The organism is Streptomyces sp. NPDC107654 (genome assembly GCF_055639035.1).
Window position 1 is genome coordinate 120803 of the sequence record NZ_JBVKBI010000005.1, and the last position, 25161, is coordinate 145963.

Genomic DNA, 25161 nt, shown 5'->3' on the forward strand with positions numbered 1-25161 from the left:
CTCACCCCAGGACGGAGGTGAGGAACTCGCCGACCCATGCCAGCAGTTCCCGGCCGACCAGCGGCTTGCCGCCGACCTTCGCGGTCTTCGGGCGCGGGACCAGCACCTGGTGGACGGAGGGCTTGATGACCGTGCCCGGGTAGAGCCGCTTGAGCCGCAGCTCCTGCGACTCGCGCAGCTCCACCGGCGCGAAGCGGATGTTGGTGCCCTGCAGGACGATCTCGCCGACACCGCATGCGCGCGCGAGCATCCGCAGTCCGGCCACCAGCAGCAGGTTCTCCACCGGTTCGGGCAGCTTGCCGTAGCGGTCGGTGAGTTCCTCGCGGACGGCCTTGACGTCCTCCTCGGAGTTGGCCGAGGCGATCGCGCGGTACGCCTGGAGGCGCAGCCGCTCGCCGGGGGCGTAGTCGTGCGGGACGTGCGCGTCGACCGGCAGCTCGATCTTGACCTCGAGCGGAGCCTCTTCCTCGACCTCGCCGGTCTCCAGCTGCCGCCGGTAGTCCGCGACGGCCTCGCCGACCATGCGGACGTACAGGTCGAAGCCGACGCCGGCGATGTGCCCGGACTGCTCGCCGCCGAGCAGGTTGCCGGCGCCGCGGATCTCCAGGTCCTTCATCGCGACGTACATGCCGGCGCCCATCTCGGTGTGCTGGGCGATGGTGGCCAGGCGTTCGTGCGCGGTCTCCGTCAGCGGCTTCTCCGGCGGGTACAGGAAGTACGCGTACCCGCGCTCGCGGCCCCGGCCGACGCGGCCGCGCAGCTGGTGCAGCTGGGACAGGCCGAAGGTGTCGCCACGCTCCACGATCAGCGTGTTGGCGTTGGAGATGTCGATGCCGGACTCCACGATCGTGGTCGACACCAGCACGTCGAACCTCTTCTCCCAGAAGTCGACCACGACCTGTTCCAGCGCCGATTCCGACATCTGGCCGTGGGCCGTCGCGATGCGCGCCTCCGGGACGATGTCGCGGAGCCTGGCCGCCGCGCGGTCGATGGACTCGACGCGGTTGTGGATGTAGAAGACCTGGCCCTCGCGGAGGAGTTCGCGGCGGATGGCGGCGCCGATCTGCTTCTCCTCATAGGGCCCGACGAAGGTGAGGACCGGGTGGCGCTCCTCCGGGGGCGTGGTGATCGTGGACATCTCGCGGATGCCGGTGACCGCCATCTCCAGAGTGCGCGGGATGGGCGTGGCCGACATGGTCAGTACGTCGACGTTGGCGCGGAGCTTCTTCAGCTGCTCCTTGTGCTCGACGCCGAAGCGCTGCTCCTCGTCGACGATGACCAGGCCCAGGTTCTTGAACTTGGTCTCGGAGGAGAACAGGCGGTGGGTGCCGATGACGACGTCCACCGAGCCCTCCTTCAGGCCCTCCAGGACGGCCTTGGCCTCGGTGTCGGTCTGGAAGCGGGAGAGCGCCCGCACGTTCACCGGGAACTGTCCGTACCGCTCGGAGAACGTGCCGAAGTGCTGCTGCACCAGCAGGGTGGTGGGGACGAGGACGGCCACCTGCTTGCCGTCCTGTACGGCCTTGAAGGCGGCCCGCACGGCGATCTCGGTCTTGCCGTAGCCGACGTCGCCGCAGATCAGGCGGTCCATGGGGACCGACTTCTCCATGTCCTCCTTGACCTCGGCGATGGTGGTGAGCTGGTCGGGGGTCTCCGCGTAGGGGAAGGCGTCCTCCAGCTCGCGCTGCCAGGGGGTGTCGGCGCCGAAGGCGTGGCCGGGGGCGGCCATGCGCGCGCTGTACAGCTTGATCAGGTCGGCGGCGATCTCCTTGACGGCCTTCTTCGCGCGGGCCTTGGTCTTCGTCCAGTCGGCGCCGCCGAGGCGGTGCAGGGTGGGTGCCTCGCCGCCGACGTACTTGGTGATCTGCTCCAGCTGGTCGGTCGGGATGTACAGCCGGTCGCCGGGCTGGCCGCGCTTGGCGGGGGCGTACTCCACGACCAGGTACTCGCGGGTGGCGCCCTGGACGGTGCGCTGGACCATCTCGATGTAGCGGCCGACGCCGTGCTGTTCGTGGACGATGTAGTCGCCGGGTTCCAGGGTGAGCGGGTCGATGGTCTTGCGGCGGCGGGCCGGCATGCGGGTTCCGTCGCGGCCGGTGGCGCGCTGGCCGGACAGGTCGGTCTCGGTGAGCACGGCGAGTCCGAGCGCCGGGTCCACGAAGCCGTACTCGATCGAGCCGCAGGAGACGTGCACGAGGGAGGGGCTCAGTTCGCCGAGGTCGGAGTCGAGGCGGGCCGCGATGCCCTCGCCGCCGAGGACCTCCACCGTGCGGGCGGCCGGGCCGTGGCCCTCGGTGACGAACACAGTGCGCCAGCCGTCGGCGAGCCAGCCCTTGGTGTCGGCGAGGGCCCGCGCGGTGTCGCCCCGGTAGCTCTCGGGAGCGTGCATGCCGAGCTTGAGGGTGTCGGCGTCGAGGTCGGCGTCGGCCGCGAACGGGGACACCGACCACCACATCATGTCCAGCTCGCGCGCGCGGTCGCGGACGTCGGCGATGGACCACAGGGAGGCCGCGTCGACGTCGATGGGGGCCTCGCCGCCGCCGGCGGTGGCCGCCCAGGACGCCTGGAGGAACTCCTGGCTGGTGGCGACGAGGTCGGCGGCGCGGGTACGGACCCGCTCCGGGTCGCAGACGACGGCCATCGCGCCCTTGGGCAGGACGTCGAGCAGCAGCTCCATGTCGTCCACCAGGACCGGGGCGAGGGACTCCATGCCCTCGACCGCGATGCCCTCGGCGATCTTGTTCAGCAGCTCGCCCAGCTCCGGGTGGTCCTCGGCGAGGGCACGCGCGCGGGCGCGGACGTCGTCGGTGAGCAGCAGCTCGCGGCACGGGGGTGCCCACAGGCCGTGCTCGGCGACTTCGAGGGAGCGCTGGTCGGCGACCTTGAAGTAGCGGATCTCCTCGACGTCGTCGCCCCAGAACTCGACGCGCAGGGGGTGTTCCTCGGTGGGCGGGAAGACGTCCAGGATGCCGCCGCGCACGGCGAACTCGCCGCGCTTCTCGACCAGCTCCACGCGCGCGTAGGCGGCGGCCGCGAGGGCTTCCACGACGGCGTTCAGATCGGCGCTCTGCCCGGTCCTGAGGGATACCGGCACCAGGTCGCCGAGGCCCTTGACCTGCGGCTGGAGCACGGAGCGCACGGGCGCCACGACGACGGAGACCGGGCCGGTCCCGGGGTCGTCGGCGCTGGGGTGGGCGAGGCGGCGCAGGACGGCGAGGCGGCGGCCGACGGTGTCGCTGCGGGGGCTGAGCCGCTCGTGCGGGAGGGTCTCCCAGGAGGGGTACTCCGCCACGCCCTGCGGGGGCAGCAGGGAGCGCAGGGCGGCGGCCAGGTCCTCGGCCTCGCGGCCGGTCGCGGTGACGGCCAGCACGGGGCGGCCGGCCTCGCGGGCGAGTGCGGCGATCGCGAAGGGGCGGGCGGCCGGGGGACCGACGAGGTCGATGTGCGGGCGGTTGCCGTCCGCCGCCGCCTGAATCGCTTCCGCGAGGGCGGGGTCCTTGACTACGGCGTCGAGCAGACCGTGCAGGCTCATGGAGGGGGCTTTCCGTCCAGGGGGTCGGCAACACGAAGGGCCCGACTCGACTGACGGGCCGGGGCTGTCCAGCGTACGACGGTGCGGGCCGCGGTGCGGGAGGCTGTGGACAACCCCGGGCGGCCGCATGGGGACAACCCGGGCGAGGGCACGCGCGGGAACCCGGTGCCGGCAAGCCCCCCAAGGCTTCCCGGCACCGGGCCTTCCCCCGCAACCCCCGTGTGCGGTGGCCGTGGGTCCGGCCCGCGCGGCCGGTCCGTCTTCCCCCGCAACCCCCGTGTGCGGTGGCCGCCGGTCCGGCCCGCGCGGCCGGTCCGCCAGTCGGTCAGTCCGTCGCGATCGCGTTCAGGACGTTCATCCGGCCCGCCCGGAACGCCGGGACCAGCGCGGCGAACAGGCCCACGAACGCGGAGCCCGCGAAGACGGCGATGATCGTCGGCCAGGGGATCTCCAGCACGGTCAGACCCTCCAGGGCGAGGAGCTTCTGGGCGGTGGCGCCCCAGCCCATGCCGAGACCGAGGCCGAGCAGCGCGCCGAAGACGGCGATCACCACGGACTCCAGGCGGATCATGCGGCGCAGCTGGCGGCGGGAGAGGCCGATGGCCCGCATCAGGCCGATCTCCCGGGTCCGCTCGACCACCGACAGGGCGAGGGTGTTCACGACACCCAGGACCGCGACGATGATCGCGAGGGCGAGCAGGCCGTAGATCATGTTCAGCAGCTGGCCGATCTGGTCCTTCAGCGCCTGCTTGTAGTCGGTCTGGTCGCGCACGGTGTACTGCGGGAACTCGTGCAGGGCCGACTTCAGCGCCGTGTAGGCGGTCTTCTCCTGGCCGTCCTTCGCCGTGGCGAAGAGCAGGTCGTCCAGCGGCATGTCGGCGGCGGGGACGTACTTCGCGGCGGTGGCGATGGACGCGTACATCGCGCCCTTGTCGACGACGGCCTCGTCGCTGGTGATCGCGCGGACGGTCAGCCTGGCCGTGCGGCCGTCCTTGAAGTGGACGGCGACCCTGGAGCCCAGCTTGATGCCGTGGTCCTTGGCGAAGCCCTCGAAGACGGACATCGAGTCGGGCCGGTAGGCGTCGGCGAGGGTGCCGGCGACGGTCTCGGTGCGCACGTCCCGCGCGTACGTCGGGTCGGCCGCGTTGATCGTCTCGTTCTCGGTGGTGCGGCCGTCCGGCGTGGTCAGGGAGGCGTCCAGGACCTTGTACTCGGTGACCCGGGCGAGGCCCGGGGTGTCCTTGACGGCGTCGACCGCCTGCCGGGTGATGACCTGGCCGTTGTCCTCCTGGACGATGAAGTCCGCGCCGACGGTCTGGTCCAGCTGGTCGGTGGCGGAGGCCACCATGGACGAGCCGACCACCGACAGGCAGGCCACCAGGGCGAGGCCGATCATCAGGGCGGCGCCGGTGGCGCCGGTGCGGCGCGGGTTGCGCAGCGCGTTGCGCTCGGCCATGCGTCCCACGGGTCCGAAGATCCGCAGGATGACCGCGCCGAGGACGCGGACCAGTCCGGCGGCGAGCAGCGGGCCGATGACGACGAAGCCGACGAGCGTGGCCACCACGCCCAGGCCCAGCCAGCCCGAGCCGGCCTTGGCCTCGTCGGTGGTGGCGGCGACGTACAGGCTCCAGCCGCCTGCGGCGGTCAGGAGCAGGCCGATCACGGCACGGACGGCACCGGCCCTGGCGTCGGCGGGGGTGCCCGCGTCGCGCAGGGCGGCCATCGGGGAGACCTTGCCGGCGCGCCGGGCGGGCAGGTAGGCGGCGAGGACGGTGACGACGACGCCGAGGAGCAGGCCGATGGCGGGGGTGGTCCAGGCGACCGTGAGGTCGTCGGTGGACAGCTTCATGCCGATCCGGCCCATGAGCTTCATCAGGCCGATCGCGATGCCGACGCCCGCGCCGACGCCGAGCACCGAGCCGAGCACGCCGAGCAGCAGTGCCTCGACCAGCACGGACCGGTTGACCTGTTTGCGGGAGGAGCCGATGGCGCGCAGCAGGCCGATCTCGCGGGTGCGCTGGGCGACCAGCATGGAGAAGGTGTTGATGATCAGGAAGATGCCGACGAGGAAGGCGATCCCGGCAAAGCCGAGCATCGCGTACTTCATGACGTTCAGGGAGTCCTGGACCTCCTTCTGGTTGGCGTCGGCGACCTCCTTGGCGGTCTGCACCCGGTAGTCGTGCCCGAGGGCGGCGGTGACGTTCTTCTTCAGCCGGTCGTCGCTCACGCCCTTGGCGGCCATGACGTTGACGTCGGTGTAGACGCCGGTGCGGCCGACGAGGGTCTGCTGGGCGGTCCTGGTGTCCAGGTAGAAGACGGCCGCGCCGGGGTTGGTGACCCGGAAGGCGGCGATGCCGGACACGCGCGCGTGGTGCGTGCCGACGACCGTGATGAGACCGATCTCGTCGCCGATCCTCAGGCCGTGCCTGTCGGCGGTGTCGGCGTCGACCATCACCTGGTCCGGCCCCTTGGGCGCCGCGCCGGAGGTGATCTCCATGGTGCGGGCGTCGTTGCCGTTCCAGTTGCCGACGATGGTGGGCGCGCCGCTGCTGGGCGACAGCTTGTCCTTGTCGGCGTCGACGACGGTCACCGAGGTGGAGAACACCGTGCCCTCGGCCGATCGGACGCCCTCGGCCCTGCGGATCTCACCGACCACGGAGGCGGGCAGCACGGGCGGTCTGCCGGTGCGGGAGGTGGTCTCGCCGGTGTCGGAGGAGCTGCCCGGGCTGACCTGGACGTCCGAGGAGGTGGCCTGGAAGAGCTGGTCGAAGGTGGTGTTCATGGTGTCGGTGAACACGAGCGTGCCGCACACGAACGCCACCGACAGCAGGACGGCGACCGCCGACAGCGCCATGCGGCCCTTGTGCGCGACGAAGTTGCGCAGGGAGGTCTTCAGGACGGTCATGCCGTACGCCCCCGGGCGTCGAAGTCCTTCATGCGGTCCAGGACCTGGTCGGCCGTCGGGTGGTGCATCTCGTCGACGATCCGGCCGTCGGCGAGGTAGAGCACGCGGTCGGCGTAGGAGGCGGCCACCGGGTCGTGGGTGACCATGACGATGGTCTGGCCGAGTTCGTCCACCGAGCGGCGCAGAAAGCCGAGTACTTCGGCGCCCGCGCGCGAGTCGAGGTTTCCGGTCGGCTCGTCCCCGAAGATGATCTCCGGGCGGGCGGCGAGGGCGCGGGCCACGGCGACGCGCTGCTGCTGGCCGCCGGAGAGCTGGGCGGGGCGGTGCTTGAGGCGCCCGGCGAGGCCGACGGTCTCCACGACCCGGTTTAGCCAGGCCCGGTCGGGCTTGCGGCCGGCGATGTCCATGGGGAGCGTGATGTTCTCGATCGCGTTCAGGGTAGGCAGCAGGTTGAACGCCTGGAAGATGAAGCCGATCCGGTCCCGGCGCAGCTGGGTGAGTTTCTTGTCCTTCAGGCCGGTGATCTCGGTGTCGTCCAGGTGGATGTGTCCGCTGGTCACCGTGTCCAGGCCGGCGAGGCAGTGCATCAGGGTGGACTTGCCGGACCCGGAGGGGCCCATGATCGCGGTGAACTGCCCTCGGGCGATGTCCACGTCGACGTGGTCCAGGGCGACGACCCGGGTCTCGCCGGACCCGTACGCCTTCACGACCTGCCGCGCCCGCGCGGCAACGGCCGTAGGCCCTCCAGTGCCCCCGTGCCTGGGAATGGTCACAGCCGATGTCACGGTATGTCTCCTCTGTCGTTATGCAGGTCGATGAGGGTGCCCCGGTCCGCCGGGGCGTCGTCTCGGGTACGCCGATGAGTCTCGCGGTCGGCGAGGGCGTCGCGCGCTGGTGCGGAGCCCCGTCTTTCCGGGGGGAAAACCCCACCCCCGCCGGTGCGGTCCGCCGCCCCCCAGCGGCGTGAAGCCAGGTTAAGGACGGACCCGGCCCGGTCTCGTCCTCCGCCGGGACGAACCCTCCCCCAGCCGTTGTACGGAGGAACCCCTAGGGGTGCTCCACCGCCGGGTGGAGCCGCATCCGGGGCCGTCTCCACCCTTCGGCGCGGAAAGCCTCCACCCTCCCGCCGCGTCAGGGTCAAGCCCGCCGCCCGTGGGAAGCTGTCGTCCCGGACATGAATGCAGGGGGCATCCGGGCGGCTTCCGGCGGGAAGCACGGGAGGGGTTGCGGTGGGGAGCACGACAGGGGCGATACGCGGCGGAACCGAACGGCGGCCGGACACCCGGCGGCGCGGTGCGGTGGTCGCCGCGCTCATGCTGGCCATGGCACTGGCTGCCCTCGACGCCACCGTGGTCTCCACGGCCGTACCGCAGATCGTCGGCGACCTCGGCGGGTTCTCCGTCTTCTCGTGGCTGTTCTCCGGCTACCTGCTCGCCGTCACCGTCACCCTCCCCGTCTACGGCAAGGTGTCCGACACCTTCGGCCGCAAGCCGGTGCTGGTGGTGGGCGCGGCCGTGTTCCTGCTCGGCTCGCTGCTGTGCGCCGTGGCCTGGAACATGGGGGCGCTGATCGCGTTCCGGATCGTGCAGGGCCTGGGCGGCGGGGCGTTGCAGGGCACGGTGCAGACACTGGCCGCCGACCTGTACCCGCTCGCCGAACGCCCGAAGATCCAGTCCAGGCTCTCCACGGTGTGGGCGGTGTCGGCGGTGGCCGGTCCCGGGCTCGGCGGCGTGCTCGCCGCGTACGCGGACTGGCGCTGGATCTTCCTGGTCAACCTGCCGATCGGCATCGCCGCCCTGTGGCTGGTCGTCCGTCACCTGCACGAGCCCGAACGGCAGGCGGACCGGCACGCGCGCGTGGACTGGGCCGGCGCGCTCGCGGTGTTCGCGTGCGGCGGGGTGCTGCTGACCGCGCTGGTGCAGGGCGGGGTCGCCTGGCCCTGGCTGTCGGCGCCCTCACTGGCCCTCTTCGGCACGGGGCTGGCCCTGGCCGCCGTGGTGGTGTGGGTGGAGCGACGGGCCCCGGAGCCGATCATCCCGGGCTGGGTGTGGCGGCGCCGGACGATCGCGGCCGTCAATCTGGCGCTGGGCGCGCTGGGCCTGCTGATGGTGGCGCCGAGCGTGTTCCTGCCGACGTACGCGCAGTCCGTGCTCGGACTGGCGCCGGTGAGCGCCGGGTTCGTGCTGTCGGTGTGGACGCTCAGCTGGCCGGTGTCGGCCGCGTTCAGCCAGCACGTCTACCGGCGGATCGGCTTCCGGGACACCGCGCTGCTCGGCATCGGCCTGGCGGCGCTGATCCTGTGCGCGTTCCCGTTCCTGCCGTACCCCGGATCGTGGTGGCAGCCGATGCTGCTGATGCTGCTGCTGGGCGGCGCGCTGGGCCTGTTCCAGCTGCCGCTGATCATCGGCGTGCAGTCGACCGTGGGCTGGTCGGAACGGGGGACCACCACCGCCTCGGTGCTGTTCTGCCGGCAGACCGGCCAGACCCTCGGCGCCTCCCTGTTCGGCGCCGTCGCCAACGGGGTGCTGGCCGCCCGGCTCGGCGGAGCGGGCGACCTGGACTCCGTCACGCGCGCGCTGGACGCCGGTACGGCCCCGGAGGCGACCCGGCGGGCCATCGCGGAGGCCGTGCACGCGGTCTACCTCGGAGCGGCGGCCGCGGCGGCCCTGGCGTTCGTCGTGCTGCTGCTGGTGGCGCCCCGGCGGTTCCCGGTGCTCCAGGACTGAACCCGGCCGGGCCACCCGGAGCACACTCTCGGGGTTAACGCGGGTAACACCCCAGGTCGGAGCCGTTCCGGCGGGGAAAGCGCATACCGACCGGCCAGTTCGGTGAAAACGCCGCGCGGGCCGTACCTCGCGAGTAGCGTGCGTGGCCCAGCTCCCCCACCTCCCTGCGGTCCGCCGCCACGGACCCGAGCCACGCAAGGAGCCCCGGGATGTCCTACGACACGCCGCACCCGTCGTACCCGCCGCACGCCACGCCGCCACCGTCCCCCTCGAACCCGCCGCACCCGTCGCACCGGCCGCACTCCCCACAGCCGGCATCCGCGTCGTCGACGCCCTCCGCGTCATCGGCATCGTGGGCATCGTCGGCGTCATCCGCGTCCTACCCGACCTACCCCTGGCAGCCTGCCGAACCCGTCCCTCCGGTCCGCCGGCCGCCCCGCGATGCCCTCGGCCACCACAGCGACCTGCGGCTGCTGCGCGGCGCCTACCGCCGGCAGCGGCGCACCGCCACGCTCACCGCGCTCGGCTACTTCACGCTGTTCCTGGTCCTGTCCGCCGGCGCCCCCGGCGTGATGACGAGCACCGTCGCCGACGGCATCCCCGCCGGCCTGCTCCTCGCCCTCCTCCAACTCCCCGTCACCTGGCTCGCGATCGCCCTGTACGAACACACCGCGCGCCGGCGCGTCGACCCGCTCGCCGACCGGATCCGCCGCCAGGCCGAACTGGACGCACGGCGGGGAGCGGTGCGATGACCGGCGCCGCCGCCCCCGGGTTCACCGGCTTCAGCGACTCCGCGCAGGCCATGGCCCTGGTCGCCTTCTCCACCGCCGCCACCGTCACCCTGCTGCTGTGCGTGATGACCGGCCCCGACCGGGACGACCTGGACGAGTTCTACACCGGCTACGGCTCCCTGTCCCCGTTGCGCAACGGCCTCGCCATCGCCGGCGACTACATCTCCGCCGCCACCGTCCTCGGCACCGGCGGGGTGATCGCCCTGTGCGGCTACGACGGTGTGGTCCTCGCCCTCAGTACGGCGCTGTCGCTGATGCTGATGATGTTCCTGCTGGCCGAACCGCTGCGCAACGCCGGCCGGTTCACCATGGGCGACGCACTCGCCCGCCGGCTGCCGGGCCGCAGCGTCCGCGTCACGGCGTGCGCGGTGACCATCGCCGCGCTGCTGCCGCTGATGCTGGTCCAGCTCGCCGCAACCGGTCAGCTGATGGCCTTCATCCTCGGCTTCACCGGCGAGTCCCTGAAGACCGGGTGCGTCGTGGGACTCGGCATCCTCATGATCGCCTACGCCGCGATCGGCGGAATGAAGGGCACCGCGCTCATCCAGATCGTGAAGATCGTGATGCTGATCGGCTCGGGCACCGTGGTCGCCCTCCTGATCCTGCGCCGCTTCGACTGGGACCCGGGCGCCCTGTTCACCGCCGCCGCCCGGCAGAGCGGCGCCGGACCCGCCTTCCTGCACTCCGGACTCCAGTTCGGCACCACGCCCGCCGCCCGCGTCGACATGATCGCCTCGGAGCTGACCGTCGTCCTCGGCGGCGCCTGTCTGCCGCACGTCACCATGCGCATGTACACCGCCTCCAGCGCCCGCCAGGTGCGCCGCTCGATGTCCTGGGCGGTGTCGCTGGTCGCCCTGTTCGTCCTCGTCATCACCGTGATCGGGTTCGGCGCGACGGCGCTGCTCGGGCGTACGGCGGTCGCGGCGGCCGACCCGCAGGGCAACACGGCCTACCTGCTGGGCTCGCGCGCCGTGTTCGGCACCGAGGTGACGACGGCGGAGACCTTCCTGTTCACCCTGGTCACCACCGCGCTCTTCCTGACCCTGCTGGCCTCGGTGGCCGGGATGATCCTCGCCTGCGCCAACTCCCTCGCGCACGACGTGTTCGCGGCCCGGGTGCAGGAGATGCCGGCCCGCCGCGAGATGACCCTGGCCCGCGTCTCGGCGCTCGCCACCGGGGCGCCGACGATCCTGCTGGCCACCCTGGTCCAGCACCACAGCCTGCAGCCCCTGGTCACGCTCTCCTTCTGCCTGGGCGCCTCCGCCCTCGCCCCCGCCCTGGTCTACGGCCTCTTCTGGCGCCGCTACACCCGCACCGGACTCCTGGCCACACTGATCGGCGGCTCGCTGACCGTGCTGCTGCTCATGCCGGGCACCAAGCTCGTCTCCGGCTCGCCCGTGTCGGCGTTCCCGCACGCCGACTTCGCCTGGTTCCCGTTCACCACCACCGGCATCGTCTCCATCCCGGCCGGCTTCCTCTTCGGCTGGCTGGGCACGGTGCTCTCGGGCCGCGCGACGGCGCAAGCGCAGCGGCACCAGTACGAGGCGGTGGAGGGGTGGATCCTCGCCGGGGCGGTACGGAAGGGGAGGTGACGGGGGTCCGGTCCGCGCTACTCCAGGGCCGCCCGGCCGGTCAGGGTGATGAGGCTGTCGCGTACCGAGTCCATGTGCGCCTGCATGTCGTCCCAGACCTCGCCGTGCTCGCGCAGCACCCGTTCCGTCTCCCGGGCGATGCGCTCCTCACGCAGACGCGCCTCGGCGATGATCTCGGCGGCACGCGCGCGTGCCTCCTCCTGGGAACGGCGCGCGGACTCCTCGGCCTCCGCGAGGGCCTGTTCCGCCTCGGCCAGGTCGGCCTCGGCCCGTCTGATCCGTTCGCCGTAGCGGGCGTCCAGCGCGGCCGTCCGCTCGGCGTCCGCGCGTTCGGCCACGGCCCACTGCTCGGCGTGCTCCCGGGCCTGTTCGGTGAGCACACCGGTGGCGCGTTCCCGCGCCTCGCGCAGCACCGCGAGGGTCTCGGCGCGCCCGGCCTTCACCTCGCGCCGGGCACCGACACGGATCGCGTCGGCCTCGGCCTGCGCGGCCAGGAGGATCCTGCGGGCGAGTTCGTCGGCCTCCGCCCGGAACGCGTCCGCCGCCTGCTGCGTCTCCCGGCGCAGCCGCCCGGCCCGCAGCTCGGCCCGCTCCACCTCCTCCTGACCCTCGCGCCGGGTACGTTCCGGCAGGTCCGCCGCCTCCTCCACCGCCAGCCGGTACAGGCGCCGCGCGCGGTCGCCGAGCGTCTCGTACGTCTGCGGCGCGAGCTCGTCGACGGCCTCGCGCACCTCCTCGAGCTCGGCCTCCATGTCCTTGGCGAGCACGGTCAGCCGGGCGGCGCGCTCCCAGGCGGCGTCCCGGTCGTCGGACAGCGCCTCCAGAAACGCGTCGACCTGGTCGGGGCGGTAGCCGCGCCCCCGGACGGTCTCGAAGCCGTGCGTCGGCATCGATGCACTGCTCACCCTGGGGACCCCTCTCCATCGGGCCAAACGACGGACATACACGACATAATGATTTCGCGCATATCTTGATGGATCGGACGCGGACGGTCATAACGCGACACTCCGCAGGAACGTCACGGCCTCCGCGGAAACACGTCGGGCCCTTCACGCACACGCGTGAAGGGCCCGACCGCGCTCCGGGGAGCACGCCACGGCGGACAGGACTACAGCAACCCGTCCCACATCTGCTCCAGCAGCACCGACCACCAGCTCTCCGGCGAACCGAGCGCCGCCGGATCGAGGGCGGCCAGCTGCGCCTGGAAGTCGACGGTCCAGCGGCCCGCCTGCTCCTGGTTCAACCCGTACCGCAGACGCCACATCCGGCCCAGCAGCGCCAGGCACCGCGCGAACTCCGGCAGCCCGGTGTTCACGAACTGCGGCGGCACCGGCGCACCACCCGGCCCCGCCTCCACCGGCACGGCCACGATGTTCGCCGTCCCGTACTGCACACAGATCGCCTTGCCGAAGTCGGTTCCCATCACGAGGTACGACCCCGCGTCCGCCGCCGGCTGCACCCCCCGCTCCGCCGCCAGCTCCGCCAGCGTCGGCACCGGACGGCCCGGCTGCGCCTGCGCCCAGAAGAACGGCCCCATGTCCAACGGCAGCCCCGCCACGACCAGGGTGTGCGCCACGATCGGCGGCACCCCCTGCCGGGACACCGCCTGCTGGTCGAACCGGAAGATCCCCGGCCCGAACACCGCGGCCAGCTCCTGCGCGACGCCCTCCGGCGGGACGGGCGGCACCGCCTGCACCGGCGGCAGCGGCGCCCGCACCGGCGCCGGCCGCGCGGGACCGTCCGCCACCTGGTGCAGCTCACCCTGGTGCGCCAGCAACTGCTGCATGCCCTGCTGCCGGCTCGCGTGGTCAGTGCCGTACGGCGCGATGCTCGCGATCCGCGCCTGCGGCCACTGCTCGCGGATCATCCGCGCGCAGTAGGCACCCGGCAACGCGCACGACTCCAGCTCCGTGTGCAGCTCCAGCACCTGGTCCGGCGGCACGTTCATGGCCCGCAGCTCGTGGAAGATCTGCCACTCCGGGTGCGGCGTGCCCGGCGCCGAACGCCGGATCAGCTGCTGCTCGGAGCCGTCCTGCGCGCGGTAGCGCAACACGGCCTGGTACCCGGGACCGACCGTCGGCTGACCCTGCTGCGGATACCCGTACGCCGGCCCCGGCCCGGGCACCGGCCCACCCGCCGGCGGCGGCATCGCGCCGGGCGGCGTCGGAGCCGGGGCACCGGGAGCACCCGGGGGCATACCGGGGGCGCCCGGCATACCGAGCGCGCCGGGGGCGGGCGGCGGCGGGGGCGGCGGAACACCGGGGCCGCCCACCGGGGGAGCGGCCAGCACGGTCTCGGCGTGGTGAACGGCACCACGACCACCACCGGGAGCGGCGGGACGCTGCGGCGCACCAGGGGCACCGGGAGCCCCCGGAGACTGCGGGGCACCGGGCGGGACCGGGGGCTGCGGGGCACCCGGCACAGGGGGCGTACCCGGAGCGCCCGGAGCAGCGGGGGCACCGGGAGGCTGAGACGCACCCGGCGCCGGAGGCATTCCAGGCGCACCCGGAACCTGCGGCCCGCCCAACTGGCCCGGGTCGGCCAGCACCGTGGCCGCGTGATGGACGTTGCCCGCAGGCGCGGCAGGCGGCTGAGGGGCACCCGGAGCGTTCGGCGCACCCGGCGCCCGCGCTCCCTCCGCGCTCCCCGGACCGGCCGGCGCACCCGCACCGCCCGGCCCCTCAGGCCCCTCCGGCCCCTGCGCCGGCATGAGCTGCGTCGGCACGTACCCGCCCGCGGGCGCGGGCGGCGGCGTCGCACTCCCCGGACGCACACCCGGCATACCAGGCGCTCCCGGCGGCGGAGGCGGCGCACCCACCCCACCGCGCGCCTTCTTCGGCGGCGGCGCGGCCTTGCTCGTCGCGGCGTCCGCGATGTCCCCGGCGTTCGGCGCGAGCCGACGCCCCGGCGCACCCGAATCCACGGGAGGCGGCGGCGCGCCCGGCACACCACCCGGCCCCTGCGGGGAGCCGTACGACGGGGCACCCGACGGCGGAGGCGGCGTACTGCCCTGCGGAGCACCGTGCGCCGGAGGATACGGCGGCACACCCTGCGCGGGAGTGCCCGGCCCCTGCGGAGAGCCGTACGGAGGCGTACCCGGCACCGGCGGCGGCGTACCGCCCTGACCGGCACCCGGCCCGCCCGGCAGGTCGAGCGCCGGCACGACCGCCGTCGGCGGCAGCCGGCTGCCACCCGACATCAACGCCGTCGGCGCGTCCGCCGACACCGCCGGCGGGCGCGGCGCCGCGTCGTCCACATCACTCAGCGGCGGCGCGAACACCGTCGCGGGCAGCGGGACGGAACGGTCCTCGTCGCCGCCGTCCGCGTTCGTGTCCGTACCCGCCCAGGGCGTCGCCCCCGCGGGCACATCCGCCGGAGCGGCCGCCGCCCCCGACGGACCGGCCTGCGTCGGCGCGAGCCCGCCCCCACCGGAAGAAGCCACCCCACCGGAAGCGGAAGAAACCGCGCCCGATGCCGGCCCCCCATCAGAAACCGAAGCCGCAGCCGCAGCACCCGGAACCGGAGCCGAAACCCCCGAACCCGAAGCCCCCGCCCCCGCGTCCGCGTCCGCGTCCGGCCCCGCGCTCCCCGGCCGCCGCTCCCCGACCCCCAGCTTGTCCGCCGCCTCCTGCAACCACTCCGGCGGAGTCAACAGGAACGACGTCTGGTTCAGATCCAGCCGAGCCGCCGCCGGCGCCGGAACCGCGTCCTGCGCCCCCTCCGCACGGCCGTACTCCTCCTCGTACCGACGGATCACCTCACCCACCGGCAGCGCGGGCCACAGCGTCGCCTCCCCGCTGTCCCGGGCGATGACCAGCCGCTGACCACCCGCGTCCGAACGCGGCCCCTCGGCCCGGTCCTCCCCCCACACCACGAACCCCAGCTCGAACTCCCGCACCCGCACCTCACGATGCTGGTACACGGGCACATCGCCGTTGATCCACTCCTCGGCGCGCTCCTGCGCCTGCGCGTACGTCACCATCGCCAGCTCACTCCCCCACCGCGCCGGAAGACACCGGAACGACCCGCGCGAAACCGCCGTCCACCATCAGATGCGCCACCGTGTCCAACTCCGGCGGACTACCGGCCAATCGCGACAGGAACACATCGAAGTCCTCACCACACGGCAGCAACAGACGCTCCACCCGCTCCGCCGGCGACCACGACGGATCCACGTCCCGCACATCGTCGTACGCGCAGAACCACACCGAACCCAGCCGCTCGCCCTTCACCTTCACCGCGAGCAACCCACCCTGCACGAAGGCGACCCCCAGATAATCCTTCGTCAGATGATCACGCAGACACTTGTTCACATACACCAGGTCGTTGACCGCGGCCTCGTCCCGCACCGTGAAGAACGGCTGGTCCACCAGCAGACCCAACCCGGCGTCCAACGCCGTACCCACCGGCGCACAACCCCCCGCCGCCTTCAAAAACGAACGGTACGCACCCGGCAACCGGTACCCGAGGTCCTCCTCGACCCCCTGCACCTGCGCCTCCGGCACCGCCACACCCGACTTCGGCAACCCGAAATGCGCCGGCCGCGACTCCTGCAACGGCCGCGTCCCCCGCTTGCCATGGTCCACCGGCGCCGTCGCCACCCCACCGTGATGCCGCAACAACGCCTTCACCTCGACCGGAACCAACTCCAGCCGCCGCGTACCCGCCACGTGATGCCACGTCCACCCGTGCGGCGTCGCCACATCCGGCACCGTGTCCCACAACTCGTGCCCCGCCGCCGCCAACGCCGCGTTCGCCGACACGTAATCCGTCAGCCGCAACTCGTCGACACCGAAACCCTCCGGCGGCTCGGCGATCTCCACCGCCACACGCGCGTACGGCGAGAAATCCGGAAAACCCCGCTCATCGACCCGTACCCCTCTCGGGTGACGCGCCGCCCGGACCGGATCCGGAAAGTGCACGACCTGCCCGGCATAGGCCGCGTTCGGCGGCGCGGCCTCTCCCCCAGCGTGGCCGCTGGGCGATGCCCCCAGCCCGAGCCGACCTGTCGTCATGGCGGTTGCCCCCTGCGGCGTTGTCTTGGGCCTGAACGGCGGTGTCGATCGCGGACGGCGACAGCCTATGCGCTCCACGCATCCCGGTCACCGGCCCACCACACCCCCCACCACCACCCCCGTGACCAGCCGTCACCCCACCGTCACAGCACGCCCTGAACGGGCGTGTCGCACCGCCCCAGCTACCACACCAGCCACGGCATTTGGCACCCTGTGTCCTTCAGGGGGACGCCCGGGGAGGGAACAACGATCATGAACGCCTTGCAGACCGGAGGTACCGACGTGCGGGCCGGCGACCCTCGCATCAACTGGAGCGGCACCGACACACCCCCCGCCCCCACCCTCCGCCACCGCCGCGACGGCATCCTGCCCACCATCGCCGCCGCCCTCTCCGTCCGCGGCACCACCCTCACCGGCACCGCCGCCCGCAGCGACCAGCCCCCCGCCCTCCACCCCCTCGTCCAGGACTTCCTCGACACCCTCACCAGCGCCCAACGCGACCGCTTCACCGGACGCTGCGCCGAAACCATCCTCATCTCCCGGCACCTCGCCACCACCGACGCCGCCCGCAGCAAACGCGCCGCCCGCAGACCCATGACCAACGGCGAAGCCCGCAAAGCCCTCAAACACGCCAAACTCACCGCCCGCCGCATACGCGAGGACGGCGACCCCCTCCACGGCAGCTTCGCCACCCCCTGCCGCGCCTGCACCGCCCTCAGCGCCCACTTCGGCGTCCGCATCGTCGACCCCACCGCACCCGACGCCTGAACCATCCCCGTACCACCCCGCCGACACGACGATCGAAGGGCAGATGCACCCCGACCGCACCCCCACCCCCCAGCTCCCCACCCCACCCGAGCAGGGGACACCCCCGCCCCGCTTCCCCGTACCCGTCGACGCCGCCCTCCGCGCCGCCGGCTGGCAACCCGGACGCTGGGACATAAAACAAGCAGAGATCTGGGCCGACACCCTCCGCGACCACACCTCACCCGCAGGACACCGGCACACCGTCTTCCCCGCCGCCGTCGAAGCCTGGGCCGAATTCGGCGGCCTCACCCTCACCCCCGGCGGACCCGGCCGCCAGATCGCCCCCGCCACCCTCCACCTCGACCCCCTCCACGGCCTCCACCTCGCCCGCACCCTCGGCGACCTCGGCCGCGCCCTCGGCACCGAACTCTGCCCCCTCGGCGAAGAGACCCACACCGCCGCCCTCCTCGCCATCGACGCCGAAGGCCGCGTCTACACCATCGACCACACCGGCGACTGGTACCTCGGCCCCGACATCGACCACGCCCTCGCCACCCTGATCACCGGCATCCCCCCGGTACGCCTCACCGCGGGCTGACCCCCGCCCCACCACACCTACACCGCCGGAATCACCGCCGACACCCGGAAACCCCCCGCATCCGTCGGCCCCGACACGAACACACCACCCAGCGCCACCACCCGCTCACGCATCCCCACCAGACCGTTCCCACCCGACGGCAACCCCGCCGCCGACGCCGACGCAGGCTCCGGCGGCGGCCCGTTCTCCACCTGCATCGCGATCTCCGACACCCGATGCGCCAACCGCACACGCGTCTTCGCCCCCGCCGCATGCTTGTGCACGTTCGTCAACGCCTCCTGCACCACCCGGTACGCCGTCTGCTCCACCTCCGCCGCATACGACCGCACCTCCCCCTCCACCGACAGATCCACCACCATCCCCGCGGCAGCCGACTGCCCGATCAACTCCTCCAGCTCCGACAGCCAGGGACCCTCCGCCGCCCCCTCCGCCTCCGCCACCCGCGAAGCCGCCGCGACAGCCGCCTCCCCCACCACCGCCAACGGCGCCGAAGCCGCCCGCCGGCCCGCACCCTCCCCCGCCCGCAACACCCCGAGCATCTCCCGCAACTCGGTCAACGCCTGCCGCCCCATGTCCCCCACCAGGGCCGCGTTCCGCACCGCCTTCTCCGGATCCTTCCGCGCCACCGCCTGCAACGCGGCCGCATGCACCACCATCAGACTCACCCGATGCGCGACCACGTCATGCATCTCCCGGGCGATCCGCGTCCGCTCCTCGTTACGCGCCCACTCCGCCCGCTCCTCCGCCCGCTCAGCGAGCAACTGAAGCTCCCGCTCCAGACTGTCCGCCCGCTCCCGCAAGCTCTCCATCAACCGCCGCCGCGCCCCCACGTACAACCCCAGCAACACCGGCGGAGCCGTCAGCCCCAACGCCGTCGTCACCGCCGCGAACGGCACGAACCAGTCACCCAGCGTCAGATCCCCACGCGCCATGTCCTGCCGGACCCGCACGAACGTCACCACCGCCGTCCCCAGCAACGACATCCCCGACAACGCACCGATGACCCGCCGCGGCAGCTCACAAGCGGCCAGCGTGTACAGGCCGACGATGCCCATCAGGAAGCCCATCTCGGCCGGCGTGATCGCGATCGCCACCAGCACCACGGCGACCGGCCACTTCCGCCGCACCAACAGCACCGAACCGGCGACCAGACCGAACACGATCCCGACCGACACCGGGATCCCCGCCTCCCGGGCGAACGGAACCCCCTCCGCCGCACACTCCACGGCCGACACCAGAGCAAGCGCCCCGTCCAACACCGCACTACGCCGTCTAGGCCACCACCAAGGGCCGGTCAGCGCCCTGGCGTGGTCTTCCCCCGTCGTGGTCATGCCTCCAGCCTACGGGCGTCAGGTACGGCATTTCCGGTGACTTTCGCCTACCTCCACCGACCACGCCCCGTAACCGAACCCCCTCGAAACCACCCCGAATCCCTCGAACAGGTGAACCTCTCCCGTACGACTCCGGAACCCAGCATTCCGGCCGGACGGTATGCATATGGCACATTCACCAGGCAGGTACGCCGACTTCGAGGGGCTCAGGGAACAGGCGATCACCCTCCGCCGGGCCGGATACAGCCTCCGGCAGATCCGCGACGAGCTGAAGATCTACAACAACGACATCCTCAACCAGCTGGTGAAGGGGGAGCCACCGCCGGAGTGGACGAAGCGCCCCAACGCGAAGGACGACCTCCGGGAGCGGGCGCGGGAGCTGCGGCTGCAGGGCTGGACCTACGACCGGATCGAGGCGGAGCTGGGGTGCTCGCGCAGTTCGGTGTCGCTGTGGGTACGGGATCTGCCGAGCCCCGAACACCGACGCACCCCGGAAGAAGCGGCAGCGATCGCCCGCAAGGGCTGGGAGGAGAAGCTGCGCATCCGGGACGAGGCGCGCAGGAGCGCGAAGGAAGAGGCCAAGCAGGCGATCGGCATCCTGTCGGCCCGGGAACTGTTCCTGCTGGGCGTCGGGCTGTACTGGGCGGAGGGCGGCAAGGACAAGCCCTATGACCGTCGGGAGAACGTCACCTTCGTCAACAGCGACCCCGGCATGATCGAGGTCTTCCTCGCCTGGCTGGAACTGCTCGGAGTCGAGCGCGAACGGCTGCGCTTCACGCTGATGATCCACGAGACGGCGGACATCGGTGCCGCTGAGCGGTACTGGGCAGACCTCGTCGGGGCCACCTCGGACGCTTTCTACAAGACCACCGTCAAGAAGCACAACCCCAAGACCATCCGCAAGAACACCGGTGACAACTACCGAGGCTGCCTCGTGGTCAAAGTCCTGAAAGGCGCCGACTTGTACCGTCGCATCGAAGGCTCTTGGTACGGCATAGTGGAGGCCGTACGCGAAGCCGATCAACCGAATCGGACATAGCGTACAAATTATCCCGGATCGTCTAAAGGTAGGACAAACGGTTTTGGTCCGTTGAATGAGGGTTCGAATCCTTCTCCGGGAGCCACAGCACACAAAACCCAGGTTCGGGTCCTGACCGGTAACACCACCGTCAGGGCCCGCTCTCATGTCCCCCGCCAAACACCCCGGTATCCTGCGGCTGTCACCCCCACCCTCCACAGCCGAAGGGCAACCCCGTGAGCGCCATCCGCCCGGCCGCCGTCGTCGTTCTCGCAGCGGGTGAGGGCACCCGTATGAAGTCGGCCACACCCAAGGTCCTGCACGAGATCTGCGGCCGCTCCCTCGTCGGCCATGTGCTGGCCGCCGCCCGAGAACTGGACCCGCGGAACCTTGTCGTCGTCGTCGGCCACGCCCGTGAGCAGGTCACCGCGCACCTGAACCAGATCGACCCGGAGACCAGGACGGCCGTCCAGGCGGAGCAGAACGGCACCGGGCACGCCGTGCGGATGGGTCTGGAGGAGCTGGGCGGGGCCGTGGACGGGACGGTCGTGGTCGTGTGCGGGGACACGCCGCTGCTGACCGGCGACACGCTGAAGCGGCTCGCCGAGACGCATGGTGCCGACGGCAACGCGGTGACAGTGCTGACCGCGGAGGTGCCGGACGCGACCGGTTACGGCCGGATCGTGCGGGACGAGGCGACGGGTGCCGTCACGGCGATCGTGGAGCACAAGGACGCGACGGAGGTCCAGCGGGAGATCCGGGAGATCAATTCCGGGGTGTTCGCGTTCGACGGGCAGTTGCTGGCGGACGCGCTGAAGAGGGTGCGGACGGACAACAGCCAGGGTGAGGAGTACCTCACGGACGTGCTGGGGATCCTGCGGGAGGCCGGGCACCGGGTGGGGGCCTGTGTGGCCGGCGACCACCGTGAGATCGCGGGGATCAACAACCGGGTGCAGCTGGCCGAGGCGCGGCGGATCCTGAACGACCGGCTGTTGGAGCGGGCGATGCTCGACGGGGTGACGGTCGTGGATCCGGCGACGACGTGGGTCGATGTGACGGTGACCTTCGAGCGGGACGCGGTCGTGTTTCCGGGGACGCAGCTGACGGGGTCGACGCATCTGGGTGAGGGTGCGGAGGTCGGGCCGAACAGCCGGCTGAAGGACACGTCGGTGGGTGCGGGGGCCCGGGTGGACAACACGGTGTCGGACGGGGCGGTGGTGGGTGCGCAGGCGTCCGTGGGGCCGTACGCGTATCTGCGGCCGGGGACGCGGCTGGGGACCAAGGGGAAGATCGGGACGTACGTCGAGACGAAGAACGCGTCGATCGGTGAGGGTACGAAGGTGCCGCATCTGTCGTACGTGGGGGACGCGACGATCGGTGATTTCTCGAACATCGGTGCGGCGAGTGTGTTCGTGAACTATGACGGGGAGCACAAGCACCACACCACCGTCGGGTCGCACTGCAAGACGGGTTCGGACAACATGTTTGTGGCTCCTGTCACGGTCGGGGACGGGGCGTACACCGCTGCCGGGTCCGTGATCACGAAGGATGTGCCGCCCGGTTCGCTGGCCGTGGCCCGTGGTCAGCAGCGGAATATCGAGGGTTGGGTGGCTCGGAAGCGTCCGGGGAGTGCGGCGGCGAAGGCGGCCGAGGCGGCGTCCCGGCGGGGTGGGAGCGAGGACTGACGGGAAACGGGTGCGCCAAACACGGCGTACCGTGATAAGTGCACATCCGCACGTGTGCACCCGCACCTTTACCAGCTGATACGGCCTCTCATGCCCAGTCGGGAGGTCGCCGAGCAGCCGGCTGGCTGAGACAACCTCTGAGGAGACAGTGCTGTGACCGGGATCAAGACGACCGGCGAGAAGAAGATGATGTTCTTCTCCGGCCGCGCCCACCCCGAGCTTGCCGAGGAGGTCGCCCAGCAGCTGGGTGTCGGGGTCGTCCCGACGAAGGCCTTCGACTTCGCGAACGGTGAGATCTACGTCCGTTACCAGGAGTCGGCGCGTGGTGCGGACTGCTTCCTGATCCAGAGCCACACGGCTCCGATCAACAAGTGGATCATGGAGCAGCTGATCATGATCGACGCGCTGAAGCGTGCGTCGGCTCGTTCCATCACGGTGATCGTGCCGTTCTACGGTTACGCGCGGCAGGACAAGAAGCACCGGGGTCGTGAACCGATCTCGGCGCGTCTGATCGCGGATCTGATGAAGACGGCGGGTGCGGACCGCATCCTGACGGTGGATCTGCACACGGACCAGATCCAGGGTTTCTTCGACGGTCCGGTGGATCACCTGTTCGCGTTGCCGTTGCTGGCGGACTACGTGGGCAAGAAGGTGTACCGGGAGAAGCTGACGGTGGTGTCGCCGGACGCGGGTCGGGTGCGGGTGGCGGACCGGTGGTGTGACCGTCTGGGTGCGCCGCTGGCGATCGTGCACAAGCGGCGTGACAAGGACGTGGCGAACCAGGTGACGGTCCACGAGGTCGTGGGCGAGGTCAAGGGCCGGGTCTGTGTGCTGGTGGACGACATGATCGACACGGGTGGCACGATCTGTGCGGCGGCGGACGCGTTGTTCGCGCATGGTGCGGAGGACGTCATCGTGACGGCGACGCATGGTGTGCTGTCGGGTCCGGCCGCCGATCGGCTGAAGAACTCGCGGGTGAGTGAGTTCGTGTTCACGAACACGCTGCCGACGCCGTCGGAGCTGGGCCGGGATCTGGACAAGATCACGGTGTTGTCGATTGCTCCGACGATCGCGAGTGCGGTGCGTGAGGTGTTCGAGGATGGTTCGGTGACCAGCCTCTTCGACGAGCAGTGAGGTTTCTGCACCCGCTGCTGAGCCCCTGCCGGGCGATCTGATGTGATCGTTTTGGGTACGGCCTCCCTCTCCGAGTAGACTGCTGCAGTTGCTCGGCGAGGGAGGCCGTACTCGTGTACGGCGGTCCGTTATCGACGCGCTCTTCGTAGCAGGCCGTTCGTGGCCGGGTGACCACGTCCGTTCCCAGTTCTACGAGGAGTGATCCACATGTCCGAGGTGAAGCTCAGCGCCGAGACGCGCACCGAGTTCGGCAAGGGTGCCGCGCGCCGTGTCCGCCGTGACAACAAGGTTCCGGTCGTTCTGTACGGCCACGGCACCGACCCGGTGCACCTGACCCTGCCGGGCCACGACCTGCTGCTGGCGCTGCGTACGCCGAACGTCCTGATCGCCCTGGACATCGACGGCAAGTCCACCGAGCTGGCGATCCCGAAGGCCGTGCAGCGTGACCCGCTGAAGGGCTTCCTGGAGCACGTCGACCTGCTGCTGGTCAAGCGCGGCGAGAAGGTCAACGTCGACATCCCGGTGCACACCGAGGGCGAGCTGGCCCCGGGCGGCAACCTGCTGGAGCACGTCCTGGACGCGCTGCCGGTGGAGACCGAGGCCACGCACATCCCCGAGTCGGTCACCGTCTCCGTCGAGGGCCTGGAGGCCGGCGCCTCCGTCCTCGCCAAGGACATCGCCCTCCCGTCCGGCACCACGCTGGCCGTCGAGGAGGACACGGTCGTCCTGCAGGTCCTGGCCGCGCAGGCCGAGGAGACCGAGGGTGAGTCCGCCGAGGGCGAAGAGGCCGCCGAGGCCTGATCCTCGCCGTCGTCGTCAGCTGATCAGCCGCTGCTTCCCTCGCGGGGAGCGGCGGCTGGCGCGTATCAAGGAGACATGGACGTGACCACCTCCGCCAGTGATCCCTGGCTGATCGTCGGGCTCGGCAATCCCGGGCCGGAGTACGCCATGAACCGGCACAACGTCGGTTTCATGGTGGCCGACCTGCTCGCGGAGCGGATCGGGGGGAAGTTCAAGCGGGCGGGCAAGGCGCAGGCGCAGGTGCTGGAGGGGCGGATCGGTCCGGCGGGGCCGGGGAGCCGTCGGGTGGTGCTGGCGAAGCCGATGTCGTACATGAATCTGTCCGGTGGTCCGGTGAACGCGCTCCGGGACTTCTACAAGGTGCCGGTGGGCAACATCGTGGCGGTCCATGACGAGCTGGACATCGATTACGGCACGCTGCGGGTGAAGTTGGGCGGCGGTGACAACGGGCACAACGGTCTGAAGTCGGTGACGAAGGCGATGGGGCCGGACTACCACCGGGTGCGGTGCGGGATCGGGCGGCCGCCGGGGCGGATGCAGGTGGCGGACTTCGTGCTGAAGGACTTCTCGTCGGCGGAGCGCAAGGAGCTGGACTGGTTCGTGGACCGTGCGGCGGACGCGGTGGAGTCCCTGGTGACGGAGGGGCTGGAGCGGGCGCAGAGCGCGTACAACTCCTGACTTGTCCGGGCTTGGCGCCTGTGGAGTTGACCGGTCGTAGGGGTATGGCCAATGATCCCGGCCATGCCTGCCACAGCCAGTACCGCTCGTCAGGCGTCCGTGTCCGCGTTGCGGTTCGGGCGGGTCGCGGCGATGGGCGCGCTCGCCGCGCTGATCGTCTTCGCCGGGGTGTGGGGGTCCTGGGGGACCGCCCAGCACGTGATGCTGACCAAGGGACGTGAACGGGGCACGGTGCGGGTGACGGGGTGCGCGCAGGGCGTGTGCGGCGGTCCGTTCACGCCCGGGTCCGCGGGGGCGCGGCCGCGGGCTCGGGTGGAGCTCGCGCAGTCGGTGGCGGTGCGGGTGGGGACGACGTACGACGTGGTGCTGAAGCCGGGTTCCGGGGGCGCGGTGCGGTCGGGTCCGGCGGGGGTCCTGTACGCGTGGGTGCCGCTCGGCGGGGCGTTGTTGCTGGCGGCGGTGGTGGTCGCGGGCGGGATGCGGCTGGTCCGGCCGGCGTGGGTGCTGGGGTTGTCGGGGGCGGGGCTGCTGACGGCTGCGTTCGTGGCGTTGCAGTGATGCGGCGGTGATGTGGGGGCCGGTGGTCCGGGAGACGGGGGCGCCCCCGG

The 25161-nt window shown here is 71.6% G+C and carries 18 protein-coding genes and 1 tRNA gene; 12 read left to right on the forward strand and 7 right to left on the reverse strand.

All coding sequences use genetic code 11. The annotated features are described in order from the left end of the window. Position 1 precedes the first annotated feature (1 nt). The 3 genes from mfd to ACZ7N4_RS11190 all read right to left on the reverse strand — a co-directional run bounded on the left by mfd (position 2) and on the right by ACZ7N4_RS11190 (position 7222). Entirely contained in the window at positions 2–3532 is a 3531-nt protein-coding gene (gene mfd, locus ACZ7N4_RS11180; protein ID WP_471356449.1) for a transcription-repair coupling factor, read from the reverse strand. Between the two features lie 325 nt (positions 3533–3857). Next, positions 3858–6437 (reverse strand): ABC transporter permease, encoded by a 2580-nt coding sequence (locus tag ACZ7N4_RS11185; protein WP_471356453.1) that lies wholly within the window; start codon positions 6435–6437, stop codon positions 3858–3860. Then, positions 6434–7222: an ABC transporter ATP-binding protein gene (locus ACZ7N4_RS11190; RefSeq protein WP_471356455.1), complete on the reverse strand. Its 789-nt coding sequence runs from the start codon at positions 7220–7222 to the stop codon at positions 6434–6436. The genes ACZ7N4_RS11185 and ACZ7N4_RS11190 overlap by 4 nt, the downstream gene beginning before the upstream one ends. A 444-nt stretch (positions 7223–7666) precedes the next feature. Here ACZ7N4_RS11190 and ACZ7N4_RS11195 point away from each other — a divergent pair, with 444 nt between their 5' ends. The 3 genes from ACZ7N4_RS11195 to ACZ7N4_RS11205 all read left to right on the forward strand — a co-directional run bounded on the left by ACZ7N4_RS11195 (position 7667) and on the right by ACZ7N4_RS11205 (position 11546). Then, complete coding sequence (locus ACZ7N4_RS11195) at positions 7667–9163, forward strand: MFS transporter (protein ID WP_471356458.1); 1497 nt, start codon at positions 7667–7669, stop codon at positions 9161–9163. A gap of 209 nt (positions 9164–9372) precedes the next feature. After that, a complete protein-coding gene (locus ACZ7N4_RS11200) occupies positions 9373–9915 on the forward strand; it encodes a DUF485 domain-containing protein (protein WP_471356461.1) in 543 nt (180 codons plus the stop codon). Beyond that, positions 9912–11546 carry a sodium/solute symporter gene (locus ACZ7N4_RS11205; protein WP_471356463.1) on the forward strand — a complete coding sequence of 545 codons (1635 nt, stop codon included), beginning with the start codon at positions 9912–9914 and terminating at the stop codon, positions 11544–11546. Before ACZ7N4_RS11200 ends, ACZ7N4_RS11205 begins: the two co-directional genes overlap by 4 nt. A 17-nt stretch (positions 11547–11563) precedes the next feature. Here ACZ7N4_RS11205 and ACZ7N4_RS11210 read toward each other — a convergent pair whose 3' ends face one another. The 3 genes from ACZ7N4_RS11210 to ACZ7N4_RS11220 all read right to left on the reverse strand — a co-directional run bounded on the left by ACZ7N4_RS11210 (position 11564) and on the right by ACZ7N4_RS11220 (position 16561). Further along, the gene (locus tag ACZ7N4_RS11210; protein WP_471356465.1) at positions 11564–12451 is read right to left on the reverse strand and encodes a DivIVA domain-containing protein; all 888 of its coding nucleotides are present in this window, start codon (positions 12449–12451) and stop codon (positions 11564–11566) included. Positions 12452–12654: 203 nt separating this feature from the next. After that, positions 12655–15528, reverse strand: a complete 2874-nt coding sequence (locus ACZ7N4_RS11215) for an SUKH-4 family immunity protein (RefSeq protein ID WP_471356468.1) — start codon at positions 15526–15528, stop codon at positions 12655–12657. Between the two features lie 7 nt (positions 15529–15535). Beyond that, positions 15536–16561 (reverse strand): SMI1/KNR4 family protein, encoded by a 1026-nt coding sequence (locus ACZ7N4_RS11220; RefSeq protein ID WP_471356471.1) that lies wholly within the window; start codon positions 16559–16561, stop codon positions 15536–15538. Positions 16562–16813: 252 nt separating this feature from the next. On the opposite strand from ACZ7N4_RS11220, the gene ACZ7N4_RS11225 reads away from it, so the two are divergent. Together ACZ7N4_RS11225 and ACZ7N4_RS11230 are read left to right on the forward strand one after the other, a co-directional pair. Further along, positions 16814–17329, forward strand: a complete 516-nt coding sequence (locus tag ACZ7N4_RS11225; protein ID WP_471356474.1) for a YwqJ-related putative deaminase — start codon at positions 16814–16816, stop codon at positions 17327–17329. Between the two features lie 43 nt (positions 17330–17372). Next, complete coding sequence (locus ACZ7N4_RS11230; RefSeq protein ID WP_471356477.1) at positions 17373–17906, forward strand: SUKH-3 domain-containing protein; 534 nt, start codon at positions 17373–17375, stop codon at positions 17904–17906. Between the two features lie 17 nt (positions 17907–17923). Here ACZ7N4_RS11230 and ACZ7N4_RS11235 read toward each other — a convergent pair whose 3' ends face one another. After that, on the reverse strand, positions 17924–19237 hold the full coding sequence (locus tag ACZ7N4_RS11235) for a sensor histidine kinase (RefSeq protein ID WP_471356479.1): 1314 nt from the start codon (positions 19235–19237) through the stop codon (positions 17924–17926). A 166-nt stretch (positions 19238–19403) separates the two neighbouring features. Here ACZ7N4_RS11235 and ACZ7N4_RS11240 point away from each other — a divergent pair, with 166 nt between their 5' ends. From ACZ7N4_RS11240 to ACZ7N4_RS11270, 7 genes are all read left to right on the forward strand, one after another. Then, a complete protein-coding gene (locus tag ACZ7N4_RS11240) occupies positions 19404–20276 on the forward strand; it encodes a terminase gpP N-terminus-related DNA-binding protein (protein WP_471356482.1) in 873 nt (290 codons plus the stop codon). A gap of 11 nt (positions 20277–20287) precedes the next feature. Then, positions 20288–20361 (forward strand) — tRNA-Gln (locus ACZ7N4_RS11245). 130 nt (positions 20362–20491) lie between these two features. After that, a complete protein-coding gene (gene glmU / locus ACZ7N4_RS11250) occupies positions 20492–21940 on the forward strand; it encodes a bifunctional UDP-N-acetylglucosamine diphosphorylase/glucosamine-1-phosphate N-acetyltransferase GlmU (RefSeq protein ID WP_471356484.1) in 1449 nt (482 codons plus the stop codon). 153 nt (positions 21941–22093) lie between these two features. Then, positions 22094–23074 (forward strand): ribose-phosphate diphosphokinase, encoded by a 981-nt coding sequence (locus ACZ7N4_RS11255; protein ID WP_471356487.1) that lies wholly within the window; start codon positions 22094–22096, stop codon positions 23072–23074. Between the two features lie 207 nt (positions 23075–23281). Beyond that, on the forward strand, positions 23282–23875 hold the full coding sequence (locus ACZ7N4_RS11260) for a 50S ribosomal protein L25/general stress protein Ctc (RefSeq protein ID WP_471356489.1): 594 nt from the start codon (positions 23282–23284) through the stop codon (positions 23873–23875). A gap of 75 nt (positions 23876–23950) precedes the next feature. Continuing rightward, positions 23951–24553, forward strand: coding sequence for an aminoacyl-tRNA hydrolase (gene pth, locus ACZ7N4_RS11265; protein ID WP_471356492.1), 603 nt, complete (start codon positions 23951–23953; stop codon positions 24551–24553). Between the two features lie 51 nt (positions 24554–24604). Then, the gene (locus tag ACZ7N4_RS11270) at positions 24605–25111 is read left to right on the forward strand and encodes a hypothetical protein (protein WP_471356494.1); all 507 of its coding nucleotides are present in this window, start codon (positions 24605–24607) and stop codon (positions 25109–25111) included. The last annotated feature ends 50 nt before the right edge of the window (positions 25112–25161 follow it).

Bases quoted from the DNA above. Each gene is read 5' to 3' on its own strand.
- ACZ7N4_RS11200 (WP_471356461.1), top strand. From the start codon at position 9,373: ATGTCCTACGACACGCCGCACCCGTCGTACCCGCCGCACGCCACGCCG.
- ACZ7N4_RS11260 (WP_471356489.1), top strand. From the start codon at position 23,282: ATGTCCGAGGTGAAGCTCAGCGCCGAGACGCGCACCGAGTTCGGCAAG.
- ACZ7N4_RS11240 (WP_471356482.1), top strand. From the start codon at position 19,404: ATGGCACATTCACCAGGCAGGTACGCCGACTTCGAGGGGCTCAGGGAA.
- ACZ7N4_RS11270 (WP_471356494.1), top strand. From the start codon at position 24,605: ATGATCCCGGCCATGCCTGCCACAGCCAGTACCGCTCGTCAGGCGTCC.
- mfd (WP_471356449.1), bottom strand. From the start codon at position 3,532: ATGAGCCTGCACGGTCTGCTCGACGCCGTAGTCAAGGACCCCGCCCTC.
- pth (WP_471356492.1), top strand. From the start codon at position 23,951: ATGGACGTGACCACCTCCGCCAGTGATCCCTGGCTGATCGTCGGGCTC.
- ACZ7N4_RS11230 (WP_471356477.1), top strand. From the start codon at position 17,373: ATGCACCCCGACCGCACCCCCACCCCCCAGCTCCCCACCCCACCCGAG.
- ACZ7N4_RS11235 (WP_471356479.1), bottom strand. From the start codon at position 19,237: ATGACCACGACGGGGGAAGACCACGCCAGGGCGCTGACCGGCCCTTGG.
- ACZ7N4_RS11215 (WP_471356468.1), bottom strand. From the start codon at position 15,528: ATGGTGACGTACGCGCAGGCGCAGGAGCGCGCCGAGGAGTGGATCAAC.
- ACZ7N4_RS11185 (WP_471356453.1), bottom strand. From the start codon at position 6,437: ATGACCGTCCTGAAGACCTCCCTGCGCAACTTCGTCGCGCACAAGGGC.
- ACZ7N4_RS11225 (WP_471356474.1), top strand. From the start codon at position 16,814: ATGAACGCCTTGCAGACCGGAGGTACCGACGTGCGGGCCGGCGACCCT.
- ACZ7N4_RS11220 (WP_471356471.1), bottom strand. From the start codon at position 16,561: ATGACGACAGGTCGGCTCGGGCTGGGGGCATCGCCCAGCGGCCACGCT.
- ACZ7N4_RS11205 (WP_471356463.1), top strand. From the start codon at position 9,912: ATGACCGGCGCCGCCGCCCCCGGGTTCACCGGCTTCAGCGACTCCGCG.